We start from the raw sequence: 12993 nt of genomic DNA on the forward strand, positions 1-12993 counted from the left end.
GCGATGGTCGTCAACGATAACGCGGGGCATCTGATACCCCGCGGCGTCCCAATCACCATCGCGAGCATGCTCGCTCCTACAGGAAGCGGGTTATTTCTTCATGATGGATGTGAACAGCTCTGACGTCAGGAACCGCTCCAGCCATTGCTGCAATCGCCGATAAGGCGTCTGCGCAAACCACTCGCGATCGACATGGGCGAACTGCCGCACGAACGGCATCAACGCCACATCCGCCAGACTCGGATGGTCGGCCAGTAGATATCCCCGATCCGCCAACAACTCATCCAGCTTGCGCAACCACACTTCACACTCAGCGCGATAAGCCTCCATCGGTTGCTCGGGATAGCGCTCGGCATACTTGTAGCGATTCAGATGCACCTTGAACGTCTGATCGTTCTCTTCGATCAACGCCGCGATGCGGTCCGCGCCGTCAGGATCAGCCTTGAGCAGCCAATCCTGCGGATCGTTCTGCGCCAGGGCCCAGCGCATGATTTCCAGGCTTTCATCGAACACGCGGCCGTCGATGCTGAGCACCGGCACGGTGCCCTTGCTCGACAGCGCCAGCATCTCGGCGGGCTTGGCCTTGAGGCTGACTTCGACGATGTCCACGGCCACACCTGAATAACGCAAGGCCATGCGCGCCCGCATGGCGTAGGGGCAGCGGCGGAAGGAGTAGAGGGTGATCATTTCACCTCCAGCGTGCTCAGGCCGTTGCCTTGGCGCTGCACCTGAATCTGCACCGGAATCCGCTCGTGCATTTCCTGTACGTGGGAAATCACTGCGACCTTGCGCCCTTGGGCCTGCAAGCCGTCGAGGGCGTCCATGGCCAGTTGCAGGGATTCGGGGTCGAGGCTGCCGAAGCCTTCGTCGATGAACAGCGATTCGATTTTCAGCGTGCTCGACGCCATTGACGCCAGTCCCAGTGCCAACGCCAACGACACCAGGAAAGTTTCGCCGCCGGACAACGAATGCACCGAACGCAGTTCGTCGCCCATTTCGGTGTCCATCACCAGCAGCCCGAGCATGCTGCCGCCGCGTTTCAGGCGATAGCGGCGCACCAGTTGACGCAACTGCACGTTGGCGTGGTGCACCAGCAGGTCGAGGTTGTAGGCCTGGGCGATCTTGCGGAAGGTGTCGCCGGTGGCCGAGCCGATCAAGGCATTCAGACGCGCCCAGCGTTGATACTCGGCATAGGCTTCGGCGATCTGCTGCGCCAGGGCCTGATTGGCGTTTTGCCGGCGCTGGTCCTCGGCCTGTTCTGCACGCAGCTCGGCGCAAGCCTGTTCGCTGACAACGCATTGCTGTTGCAGGTCGGTGAGGGCGGTCGCGAGTTGTTCGGCGTCGAGGTTGCCGTTGTGCTGCGCCTGATGTTCCTGCAAACGCTTGTCGCGTTCCTGCACCAGGACGCTGGCCTGTTCGATGGCTTTTTCGCTGTTCTGCAAGCGCTGGCGCAGTTCGCTGACCTGGGCGTCGTCGACTTGCAGCAAGTCTTCGAGACCACCGTCATCCAGCTCCGGGTGACCGGCGCGCCAGTCGGCGATCTTGCCGGCGAGCTCGACCGCTTCGCCTTCCAGCGCCTGCTGGCGCTCCTGTTGGGCCTTGAGTTCGGCGCTGATTTGCACCCGTTGCGTGACGACGTCCTGCAAGGACTGGGCGGTGGTGCTCTCGGCGTTGCGGGCGCTGTCGACGTCCCGTTCCAGTTGCTGCTGCCATTGCTCGGCGCTGGCGTGTTCGCCGAGCAGTTGGCCGAGGGTCTGCTGGCTTGCCTGTTGCTGTTCGGCCAGTGCAGTGAACTGTTGCTCGGCGGCTTGCAGTTGCTGCACGCGGGCCAGTTGACGGTCCTGCTCCTTGTCCAGGGTTTGCTGACGCTGTTGCTGCTCGGCCAACTCTTCTTTCTGCTGTTCGAGTTGCGCCAGACGCTCGCTGATCTGCCGGTCGAGTTGCAGAAAGGTCGTGGCCGGCTCGCTGCGTAGCGCTTGCAGGGTTTCGTCCGGCAACAGGCTGGCGAAGGCGTTGAGTTCTTCGTCCAGGCGCTGGCGGTCGTTTCGCAGCTCACGCTGTTGATTGTCCAGCTGCTGCGCCGCCTGCTGATGCGCGGTCTCCGCCTGGCGCAGTTGCTGGGTCAGGCGCGCGGCGTCTTGTTGCAGGGTGAGCAGGGCGGTTTGCCGCTGTTCATCCTGAGTGATGCTCTGGTTCAGTTGGCTGTTTTGCCGGGCCAGCCAGGTATCGCGCTGAGCGGCGTCCTGATCCAGCAGCGATGCGCTCAATGGATGAGCTTCAAGGCTCGGGGCCAGTGCCTGACGCTGACTCGCCAACTGTTCCTGCTGTTGCAGCAGTTCCTTTTGCTGGGCAATCACGCCTCCGACTTCGGCGCGCAATTCCAGGAGCTTTTCCTTGAGCTGATCGACGGCTTTCTGCGCGTTGGCCTGTTCGCTCTCATCGAAGCGACCGAGGCTCCGCAGCAGCGCTTCGGGCTGGTGATAGGGATGCTCGTTGCTGCCGCAGACCGGGCACGGCTGATCGTCCTGCAACTGCGCGCGCAACTCCTCGACACTGGCACTGCGCGCCAGACGCTGGCGCTCCAGCAATTCGCGGGTGACGTTGAGGGTTTGCTCGGCGACGCTCAGCTCGTTCTTGGTCTTGACCCCGTCCTGGGTCAGACGCTCGCGTTCCTGCTGCGCGGCGAGCTGGCGCTGTTGCAGCTCGGCATCGCGCTTGTCCAGTTCCTGCTGGCTGGCCCACAGGCGAGTCAGGTCTTCGATGGCCCGCAGTTGTTTGCGGTTGTCCTGCAACAGGGTGCCGAGAATGCCGATCTGCTCGGCGACGGCGTCCGGCTCGGCATCGGCTTCCTTGAACAGCACTTCCAGCTGCTGCTTTTGCGCGGTCAGGGCTTGCGCGGCCGTGGCGGCATTCTGTTCCAGGCTGGCCAGTTCCACCTGGCCCTGATTCAGGCGATTGCCGATCAGCATCAGCTGTTGCAGGCGATCGCGGTAAGCGCTCCAGGCATCGCTCAAGGGCGCCAAATGGGCGCTTTGTTCCAGTTCCACGGCGATGCGTTGCAGGTGTTCGGCGACCTGGGTTTGCCGTTCCTGCAAGGATTGAATTGTGCTCTGACCCTGAGTGCAGGCCGACTCGGCGTTTTGCCGGGTTTCAGCGCTTTGGGCTGTGTCCTTGGCGAGACGGGCGAGGGTGCTCTGCGCTTCAAAGGCTTGACGCAGCAAAGGCGCGCCGTCGGTTTGTCGCTGCTGCGCTTCGCTCAATGCGGTTCGGCTGGCGCCCAGCTGTTGCTCGAGCTGCGTCTGACGCTCACTGAGTTCGGCATGCTGCAAAGTCTGTTGGGCGATCTGTGCAGCCAACGGGGTCAGCAGCGCATCGATCTGCGCCTTGCGGGCGAACTGGTGCCGTTGCGGTGCCAGTTGTTCCAGGCGGGTCAGCTTCAGGCGTTCGCCGCCCAGGCCCTGCCAGTGGGTCTGGGCCGATTGCAGTTGCTCGCTGGCACTGCGTTGCGCGTCCTGTAATTCACGAAGCGTCTTCAGCCAGGTGTGCTGCAACTCGAGTTGCTTGAGTTGCGCCTGCTGCACCTTGAGCTGCTGTTGTGCGCTGCTGAAGCGCTCATCCAGCTCCGCCCGAGCTTCCGGCGCCAGGGGTGTGACGCCGCTGGCCTGGTCCTGCAGCAGCTTGTGCGCTTCGCGGGCTTCCTTGGCCTTGTCGAAGGCGCGACGGCCCAGACGGGTATAAAGCGCGGTGTCGGTGAGTTTTTCCAGCAGTTCGCTGCGGTCGTTATCGTCGGCCTTGAGGAAGGCGCTGAATTCGCTCTGCGCCAACAGCACGGCGCGGGTGAACTGTTCGAAATTCAGGCCCAGCACCGCTTCGATGCGGGTCTTGAATTCGGTCTTCTGACTGGCCAGCAGTTGATCCTGATCGATGTCGCGCAAGCTCTGGCGACTGGCCTGCAAGCGGCCGGCGGCCTTGTCCCGGGCGCGGTTGGCTTCCCAGCGCGCGCGATAGCGGCGGCCGTCGATGCCGACAAAATCCACTTCGGCAAAACCGTCACCGGTGCCGCGACGCAGCAGCGTGCGCGGGTCGTCGGTGTTGATGTCTCCGTCTACGTCTGGCGACTTCGCCGATCCCTGCACGCTTTTGAGGCGTGGCACGGTGCCGAACAGCGCCAGGCACAAGGCGTCGAGCAGGGTGCTTTTACCCGCGCCGGTCGGCCCGGTGATGGCGAACAGGCCGGCGCTGGCCAACGGTTCGGCGGTGAAATCGATCTCGAAAGGGCCGGCCAGGGAGGCGAGGTTTTTCAGGCGAATGGCGAGGATTTTCATGGCTGTTCGCTCTCCATTTGCACGTCTTGCAGCAGCTCGGCAAAGTCCTTGAGGGTCTGCTCGTCGACCTCGCTGCCGTAGTTGTCCAGCCAGGCGCGGCTGAACAGTTCCTGGGGTGTGAGCTGGTCGAGTTCGATCAGGGCGTCACCGTCGTCCGCACCATCGCGGCGACCGCTGCCGGCGTATTCCGCGGCGATACGCACCAGGCGAACGGCCTTGCCTTCCAGAGCGGCTTCCACTTGCTGGCGCAAATCCGGCTGCGGTTCGTCGAGGCGCACCCGCACCTCCAGCCATGGCTGTCGTTGGTAGTCGGCGAGCAGGTCGATGATCGGCAGGTCGGCCAGTTGCAGCAGAATCTCCGCCAACGGCGCAGGGCCCAGGCGTTGCAGGTTCACCGAACGGGGGATGACCTTTGGCACGACGCTGACGAGCTTTTCACCCTCGAGGGTGATGTCGAGAATCTGGTGCTGGTAGGCGATTTCCGAGAACGACAGGGGAATGGGCGAACCGCTGTAGCGAATCCGCTCTTCGCCGTTGACCTTCTGCGGCTTGTGCAGGTGACCGAGGGCGACGTAGCTAATGCTCGGTCCGAACAGGCTGGCGGGCAGGGCTTCGGCGTTGCCGATGATCAGGCTGCGCTCGGAATCTTCCGATACCGAACCGCCGGCCATGTGAGCGTGACTGATGGCGATCAGCGCCTGGCCTTTCTTGCGCTTGGCGTTGGCCGCTTCGATCAGCCACTCGTGAACCTGGCCGATCCCGCGCAGGTAGTCGTCGCCCAAGTGCGGGCCAGTCACTTCAGCCGGGCGCAGGAAGGGCAGCGCCAGGCACCAGGCGACGGTCTTGCCCCTGGCGTCCGGCAGCGGCAGCAGCAGACGCTCGGCGTCGAGCTGGCCATCATCCAGCCACAACACCCGACCCAATGCATGGGTGCGCAGGCGGCGCATCAGCGGTGCCGGCAATTCGATGCGGGAACCGGAGTCGTGGTTGCCGGCGATCATCACGATGGTCAGCTTCGGCTGCTGTTCGTGGGCGCTGACGATGAAGTCGTAGAGGCGTTCCTGGGCTTTGACCGGTGGATTGACCGTGTCGAAGATATCGCCGGCGATCAACAGTACATCGGGCTGATCGGTCTTGAGCTGACGCAGCAGCCACTCGAGAAAACAGCCGTGCTCGAAATCGCGATCCTGGCCGTGCAGGTTTTGCCCCAGGTGCCAGTCGGAGGTGTGGAACAGACGCAAGGCGAACTCCGTAGGAAATAAGGTAATGGCCGCGAAGAAATATGACAGCGGCGAAAGGGGAAAGAGTTTACTGGCAAACGGTTTGTATGTGGTCGCGGAACCCATGTAGCAGCTGCCGAAGGCTGCGTCCGGCTGCGAAGCAGTCGCAAAACCTGAGCACGCGGTGGATCAGACAGACCGCGCTGGCAGGGTTTACGACTGCTTCGCAGCCGGACGCAGCCTTCGGCAGCTGCTACAGGAGATTGGAGATTTATTTGGGATAGAGCGGCGGCAGGCCGCTATCACCCGTCGGATCCTGGGTGCGTTCGGCAATTGGGATGGTGCGAATCACCCGCCACAATTCCTCACCCTGCCAATGCTGCCCGGCTTCGCTGTACAGCGCGCCATTCAAACCATCCAGTGCATCGGACAACGGCACGAAACGGGCGGCCATGTCGGCCAGGGTTTCCGGTTGCTGGCGGGCCCAGGCGTCGAGGGCCTGGCGGGTGGCGTGGGGGTCGTTGGCCAGGCAGGCGCGCTTGAGCTCGTCGAGTACGGTTCGCGGGCTCGGGCCGGCCTGCACGGCGCGCAGCACCGCCGGTTGCGAACGCGCGCGCCACCACAGGCCGAAGCCGAGGAGGGTGGTGCAGGCGAGGATCAGGCTGCTGAGCTTCCAGCGCCACAAGGCTTCGTTTTCAGCCGCCGCATTGACTGGGGAAACACCGGCCGGCGTGTCGACCATCAGGCTCGGATTGGCTGCCACCTGCAGGCTTCTGGCCGGCAGGCTGCTGTGCTCCAGATGATCCTCGAAGGTGTTCCACCATACCACTTCCACCGAGGGTAACTCGATCGAGCCGCTGCGCGACGGCACCAGCGCTTCACGGTCCTCACGACTGCCGACCAGCCCGCGATCACTGTTCTGATTGCCCAGCACCGGCTGATCCGGATAACGACGCAAGCCATTGGCTTCGGTACCGGGCAGCGGCGGCAGTTGCGAGCTGGCCAGGCCTTCAGCCTTAACCGTCAGGCTGCGGGTCAGCGAATCGCCCACCTGAACGTGTTCCGGTTCCGGGTTCCAGGTTTCGCTCAGGGTCAGGCTGCGCGCCGGCAGCCAAGGCATGTCGGCCGGGTAGGTGATGGGCTTGGCCTTGACCGTCAGCAGCAGCTCGGCGGAGCTGACGCGCATCAGCTTGCCGGACTTCGGCGACTGCGCGGCGGCGTCCTGCGCAGGTTGCGCGTCCACCAGCGCGGCGTTGAAGACCTGCCCCGGAATGATCAGTTCGCCGCTGTGCTGCGGGTAGATCGCGTAGCGCATTTCAATCACGCCATGGCGCACGCCGTTGATGTCTTTTTCGTAGGTGCGCGACTCGCCCAGCTGTTCGATGCGCGCATCGGGAATCTGCAAAGGCGGCAGGCTGCTGTCGTCGTACAGCGACACCGAATGGTAGATGCGCAGGGTCAGGATGGCCTGGGCCTGCACGTAGACGCTGGACTGATCGAGGCTGGCGTCGATGAACACCGGTGCCAGTTTGTTGGTGTTTTCCTGGGCTTCGCTCTCGACCACTTGCACGGTGATCGGCTGGCTCTGCACGTCGCCCAGGCTCAGCGCCGGGATCACCACGCTGCCGTTCTGCTTGGGCAGCAGGGTGACGATCCAGCGGGTGGTGGCGCGGTTGTCGCCGCCAATGGTGTTCAACTGGTTGACCTGACGGGTGCCGCGCACTTCGAACAAAGGCTCCAGCGGCGCCAGATCCGGCTTGCCGAACTGGGTGACGTCGTTGGATTCCAGGGTCAGTTCGATTGTCTCCCCGGAGTTCAGGCGCGCGCGATCGACACTGGAAACCAGCTCGGCGGCCTGGGCCTGAACGGCGCAAAACAGCAGGGTGAGGGTGAAAGCGGTGCAGCGGGTCATCGAGTTTTTCCCTGATCCTGATGTTGTTGCTGTTCGTACCAGAATTTACGCCTGAGCAATTCCCCCGGATTATCCGGGATCTGCCGCAGCCATTGCTCCAGCGCCTGCTGCTGTTCGCCCTCGATGCTGTCGCTGGCCGGGCGCATAGGTGGCGTGGTGTGTTGTTCGTCACCCAGTTCGCTGCCCGGCACTTCGTTGGCTCCAGGTTTTGGCGGCGTCGTGGCGGATTGCTCGTCCTCGGCGCTGGCTTGCTCCTCGGCGTTGGTCGGCTCTCCCGGACCCTGCGGCTGGGTGGCGGCACCGGGCGGTGATTCCTGTTCGGAAGTCTCGGCCTGCTCGGTTTTGTCCGGTTCGTTGGCCGGCGGATTGGCTTTCTGCTTGAGCAGATTTTCCACCAGAGCCTTGTTGGTCAGCGCCGGACGCAGGTCCGGTTGACGTTCCAGGGCCTGTTCGTAGGCATCCAGCGCGGCTTCCAGCTCGCCACTCCTGGCCAGGGCATTGCCTCGATTGTAGTGGGCGTTGGCGTCATTGCCCTCGGCGAACCGCTGGGCGGCGGCACTGTAGTCGCCGGCCTCGTAGAGGGCCACGCCTTGCCATTGATGATCTTCGAAATGCTGGGCGGCCTCGGCCGGGCGCTTCTGGTTGAGCAGGTGCAGACCGCGCTGGTCGGGGCGCAGCCACAGGTCCTGGAAGTCGAAGGCATAACCCGGTTGCGGCACGGCCAACAGCAGCGGCAGGCAGAACAGCCAGCCACGGCGCCCGGCGCAGGCCGCCAGCAACAACAACGGCAACAGGAGCCAGTAACCCTGATCGGCCCAGGTATCCAGGCGCAGGGTCTGGCCGTCGTTGCGCAGGCTGCGCGGACCGTCGAGCAGGCCCAGGCCGCGCAGGTCGGCGTCGCTCAGGCGCGCGTGGCGATAGCGCCCGTCCAGCTCATTGACGAAAGCTTTCAGGCCGGGCTCATCCAGATGCGGCACCAGAATCGCGCCCTGTTCGTCCTTGAGGAAACTGCCGTCTTCCTGGGTGATCGGCGTGCCTTCGGCGGTGCCGACGCCGATCATCAGCAGTTGGGTAGATTTGCCGCTCAGTGCCTGGCGGATGCCCTGGCGTTCGAGTTCGCTCAAGGACGAGCCGATCAACAGAATCCGGCCGTCGCCCAGGGCCGCTTGCTCCAGCAGGTTCAGCGCTTTAATCACCGCCAGATCGGCGCGATGGCCGGCTTCGGGCATCAGCGACGGCTTGAGCGCGTCCAGCAGGTTGCGGCTGGTGGACAGGTCGTCCGACAGCGGCACCAGGGTGTGGGCGCTGCCGGCATAGACGACGATGGCGGTCTGCGCATCGCTGCGAACCTGCAGCAGGTCCAGCAGCTTGCGCCGGGCCTGTTCCAGACGATTGGGCGGGACGTCGGTGGCGAGCATTTCCGGGGTCAATTCCAGGATCGCCACCAGCGAGTCGGCGGGTTTCTGGCTTTGCTGCTCGACACGCTCCCAGCTTGGTCCCAGCAGCGCGAGTATGGTCAGCAGCCATGCCACGCCCAGCGCGACCCACGGCAGTTTGCTGCCGCGACCGTTGCCACCGCTGAGCAGCACACCATGAAAGGCCGGCGGCAGAATCATCTGCCAGCGCCCGGCGCGTTTCTGCCGATGCCAGAGTTGCCACAGCAGCCAGCCTAGCAGCGGCAACAACAGCAGCCACCAGGGGCGGAACCAGAAAGGCCAAAGCGCGCTCATCGGCGTCTCCGCAGGCGCAGGCGTTTGAGTCGCTGGCGCCAGTCAGGCAGTTGCGTTTGCAAAAACAGATCCTTGGTCATCAGGCGTTGCAGCGGGTTGTCCGGCCACAGCTCGCGGGCCACCAGCAACATGCTCAAGATCAGCGCCATCGCCAGCGGCCACTGATACAGCGCCTGAGCCGGGCGCGCCTGGGTCGGTTGTTGGGTCACCGGTTCCAGCTGGTCGAGGGTGTCCTTGATCGCTTGCAGTTCTTCGCCGTCGTGGGCGCGGAAGTATTGGCCACCGGTAACTTCGGCAATCGCCTTGAGGGACGGCTCGTCCAGGTCCAGGCTCGGGTTGACGCCGAGGAAACCCAGGGTGCCGCTTTGCTCAGGGTCGGCACCGATGCCGATCGGGTAGATCTTCACGCCTTCCCGGGCGGCCAGGCGCGCGGCGGTGAGCGGGTCGATTTCGCCGCCATTGTTGGCACCGTCGGTGACCAGGATCAGTACCCGGCTCTGGGCGGGGCGCAGTCGCAGGCGTTTGAGGGCCAGACCGATGGCGTCGCCGATGGCGGTGTTCTTGCCGGCAATGCCGATGCGCGCTTCATCGAGCCAGACCCGCACGGTGTGGCGGTCGAAGGTCAGCGGTGCCTGCAGATAGGCCTGGCTGCCGAACAGGATCAGGCCGACCCGGTCGCCATCACGGTGTTCGAGGAAATCGCCGAGCAGGTGCTGGACCAGCGCCAGGCGACTGACGTCCTCGTCCTGCCACTGCATGTCGGGAAAATCCATGGAGCCGGACACGTCTACGGCGACCAGCAGATCGCGGCCACTGGCGGCAATCGGCAATGGTTCACCGAGCCATTGCGGGCGCGCGGCGGCGGTCAGCAGCATCAGCCACAACAGCAGGAATGGCGCCTGTTGCCGCCAGGCCGGCAGGTTGGCGCGGGCACGGCGCCGGGCCAGTCCTTCGAGGTCGTTGAGGAAGCTGACTTTGAGCGCCGGCTCGCCGCTATCGGCCACCGGCAGCGCGATGCGCATCAGCCACGGCAAGGGCAGCAGCACGAAGATCCACGGCCAGGCGAACTCAAACATGTTTGCGAATCCAGGTGTCGACCGCCTGGGTCAGGCCGGCGATGGCCTTGTCGTCGAGTTTGCATTCGGGTTTGTAGGCGCCTTCGACCAGCACCATCCAGCGGGTCAGGCCGGCGGCCGGGCAGCGGTTGTCGAGGAAGGCCAGCCATTTGCGGCCGTTGAGGGTATGGCTCTGGCTATTGGGGTAATGGTTGCGGCACAGGCGCTTGAGCAGGCCGTTGAGCTGCTGCAGCCAGGCACCGGCGGGGGCGCCATCGTAGGGCTTGGGCATCAGCGCCAGTTCCGCCAGGGCGGCGATGCGTGCCGGGTCCAGCGGCTGTTCGGCACGCACGATGGGTTTCTTCTGCGCAATGAAGTGCCGCAGCTTCCACGCGGCGAAACCAATGACGGGGATCAGCAACAGCAGCAACCACCAGCCCGGTGCGGGCGGCCAGAAACCGATTGGCGGCGGGGAGATCAGCGGCTGCAGGTTTTCCAGTCCGTTCATCGACCTTTCCCCGGTTTCTGAGGGTTCAGGTACTCACGCAGTTGCTCGACCATTTCGCTCTGGGTGCTCAGCGGCATCATCAACACCCGCAGCTTTTGCGCCAGCAGTTCCCAACGGGCGATGCGTGCTTCGGCCTGGGCGCGGTAGGTCTGGCGCAGTTCGAAATTCAGGGTGTCGAGCTCCAGTTGTGCGCCGCGTTCGGCAAAACGCAGCAAGCCGGCGGCGGGCAGGGCGTGGTCCAGCGGGTCGGACAGCGGCAGTAACAACAGGTCGCAATGGCGGGACAGCAGGCTCAGCTGTTGCTCGGCGCTTTCGGTCAGGGCGCGCTCGTCGCAGATCACGATGACCAGACTGCCGGGGCGCGAAACTTCCCGGGCGCGGCGCAGGGCAATACCGAACGCATCGCGGTTCTCTTCGCTCTCGGTGTGCAGCGATTGATTGACCCGCACCAGTCGGTTGAGCAATTGCAGCAGACTCTGTTTGCTGCGCCGGGGCTTGATCTCGTAGTGCTCGTTGTCGCCGAAGACCAGGCCGCCGACCCGGTCGTTATGCCCCAACGCGGCCCAGCCGATGAGGCTTGCGGCCTGGGCGGCGAGCACCGATTTGAACATCAGCCCCGAACCGAAGAACAGCCGACGGCTCTGCTCGACCATGATGAAGATCGGCCGCTCGCGTTCCTCGTGGAACAGCTTGGTGTGGGGTTCCTGGGTCCGTGCAGTGACGCGCCAGTCGATAGTGCGCACGTCGTCGCCGGCCTGATAGACCCGCACCTGATCGAAGTCCACGCCACGCCCGCGCAGCTTGGAGTGGTGCAGGCCGATCAGCGGGCTGCGCTGGCTCGGCGTCGAGAACAGCTGCACTTCACGCACGCGGTGTCGCATCTCGATCATTTCGGCGAGGGTGATGCGGATACCGGGTTCCGGCGGCAGGGGCGCGTTCATCGGGGTCAAGCGACGGCTACGACGTCGAGAATCCGCTGGACCACGCGGTCCTGATCGATGCCAGCGGCTTCGGCTTCAAAGGAAAGAATGATGCGGTGGCGCAACACATCGAACAGCACCGCCTGGATGTCTTCGGGGCTGACGAAGTCGCGACCGGCCAGCCAGGCGTGGGCACGGGCGCAACGGTCGAGGGCGATGGAGCCGCGGGGGCTCGCGCCATAGGCGATCCACTCGGCCATTTCGGAGTCGAACTTGGCCGGGTTGCGGGTCGCCATCACCAGCTGCACCAGGTATTCCTCCACGGCATCGGCCATGTACAGACCGAGGATTTCCTTGCGCGCGGCGAAAATCGCCTGCTGGCTGACCCGGCGCTCGGGTTTGGTTTCGCCGTTCAAGGCTTCGCCACGGGCCTGCTGCAGGATCTTGCGTTCGACGGCGGCGTCCGGGAAGCCGATTTTTACGTGCAGCAGGAAGCGGTCGAGCTGGGCTTCGGGCAGGGGATAGGTGCCTTCCTGCTCGATGGGGTTTTGCGTGGCCATTACCAGGAACAGCGGCGACAGCTCGTAAGTGCTGCGCCCGACACTGACCTGGCGCTCGGCCATGGCCTCGAGCAACGCCGACTGAACCTTGGCCGGCGCCCGGTTGATTTCGTCCGCCAGCACCAGGTTGTGGAAGATCGGCCCTTGCTGGAACACGAAGCTGCCGGTTTCCGGACGATAGATTTCCGTGCCGGTGATGTCGGCTGGCAACAGGTCGGGGGTGAACTGGATGCGATGGAACTGGGCTTCGATGCCTTCGGCGAGTTCTTTGATGGCCTTGGTCTTGGCAAGGCCCGGAGCGCCCTCGACCAGCATATGGCCGTCGGCGAGCAGGGCGATGAGCAAGCGCTCGATGAGCTTTTCCTGGCCGAGAATCTGCGTTGAAAGAAAGGTTCGCAGCGCGAGAAGCGCTTCACGATGTTCCATCGATGACTGTTCCTGCAAAAAGGTACCCGAGGCCGTTTGGAAAACGCCGGGGCTGGGGGCGTTACTTTAATCCATCGCGGGGGGCGGCGACTAACGGCATTTTGGGGAAAGTGCGGGATGAAGGGGGAAATTGAGGGTAGTGGGGTCTCTGGTGGCCTCTTCGCGGGCAAGCCTCGCTCCTACAGGGCCTGGCGTTGGCACAAAAAAGCCCGAGCAATCACAACCCCTGTGGGAGCGGGCTTGCCCGCGAAGAGGCCGGCAAATCCAGCGTCGATGTCGCCTGACACTCCGCCTTCGCGAGCAAGCCCGCTCCCACAGGTCCCGCGCCAAGCCACAA

At 64.2% G+C, this 12993-nt stretch carries 9 protein-coding genes; all 9 read right to left on the minus strand.

Annotated features, from left to right (window positions below):
• Nucleotides 1-90: 90 nt before the first annotated feature.
• The 9 genes from ACW9JE_RS22905 to ACW9JE_RS22945 all read right to left on the minus strand — a co-directional run bounded on the left by ACW9JE_RS22905 (nucleotide 91) and on the right by ACW9JE_RS22945 (nucleotide 12656).
• On the minus strand, nucleotides 91-687 hold the full coding sequence (locus ACW9JE_RS22905) for a glutathione S-transferase (protein WP_457434027.1): 597 nt from the start codon (nucleotides 685-687) through the stop codon (nucleotides 91-93).
• A complete protein-coding gene (locus tag ACW9JE_RS22910) occupies nucleotides 684-4325 on the minus strand; it encodes an AAA family ATPase (protein WP_457434028.1) in 3642 nt (1213 codons plus the stop codon). The genes ACW9JE_RS22905 and ACW9JE_RS22910 overlap by 4 nt, the downstream gene beginning before the upstream one ends.
• The gene (locus tag ACW9JE_RS22915; protein ID WP_457434029.1) at nucleotides 4322-5566 is read right to left on the minus strand and encodes an exonuclease SbcCD subunit D C-terminal domain-containing protein; all 1245 of its coding nucleotides are present in this window, start codon (nucleotides 5564-5566) and stop codon (nucleotides 4322-4324) included. The genes ACW9JE_RS22910 and ACW9JE_RS22915 overlap by 4 nt, the downstream gene beginning before the upstream one ends.
• Before the next feature lie 250 nt (nucleotides 5567-5816).
• The gene (locus ACW9JE_RS22920; protein ID WP_457434030.1) at nucleotides 5817-7457 is read right to left on the minus strand and encodes a BatD family protein; all 1641 of its coding nucleotides are present in this window, start codon (nucleotides 7455-7457) and stop codon (nucleotides 5817-5819) included.
• The gene (locus ACW9JE_RS22925) at nucleotides 7454-9187 is read right to left on the minus strand and encodes a tetratricopeptide repeat protein (RefSeq protein WP_457434031.1); all 1734 of its coding nucleotides are present in this window, start codon (nucleotides 9185-9187) and stop codon (nucleotides 7454-7456) included. Before ACW9JE_RS22925 ends, ACW9JE_RS22920 begins: the two co-directional genes overlap by 4 nt.
• Nucleotides 9184-10263, minus strand: a complete 1080-nt coding sequence (locus ACW9JE_RS22930; protein ID WP_457434032.1) for a vWA domain-containing protein — start codon at nucleotides 10261-10263, stop codon at nucleotides 9184-9186. Before ACW9JE_RS22930 ends, ACW9JE_RS22925 begins: the two co-directional genes overlap by 4 nt.
• Nucleotides 10256-10750, minus strand: a complete 495-nt coding sequence (locus ACW9JE_RS22935; protein WP_457434033.1) for a DUF4381 domain-containing protein — start codon at nucleotides 10748-10750, stop codon at nucleotides 10256-10258. Before ACW9JE_RS22935 ends, ACW9JE_RS22930 begins: the two co-directional genes overlap by 8 nt.
• Entirely contained in the window at nucleotides 10747-11691 is a 945-nt protein-coding gene (locus ACW9JE_RS22940; protein ID WP_457434034.1) for a DUF58 domain-containing protein, read from the minus strand. Before ACW9JE_RS22940 ends, ACW9JE_RS22935 begins: the two co-directional genes overlap by 4 nt.
• Before the next feature lie 5 nt (nucleotides 11692-11696).
• Entirely contained in the window at nucleotides 11697-12656 is a 960-nt protein-coding gene (locus ACW9JE_RS22945; RefSeq protein ID WP_457434035.1) for an AAA family ATPase, read from the minus strand.
• Between the last annotated feature and the right edge of the window lie 337 nt (nucleotides 12657-12993).

The organism is Pseudomonas sp. SDO55104_S430, from assembly GCF_054070595.1.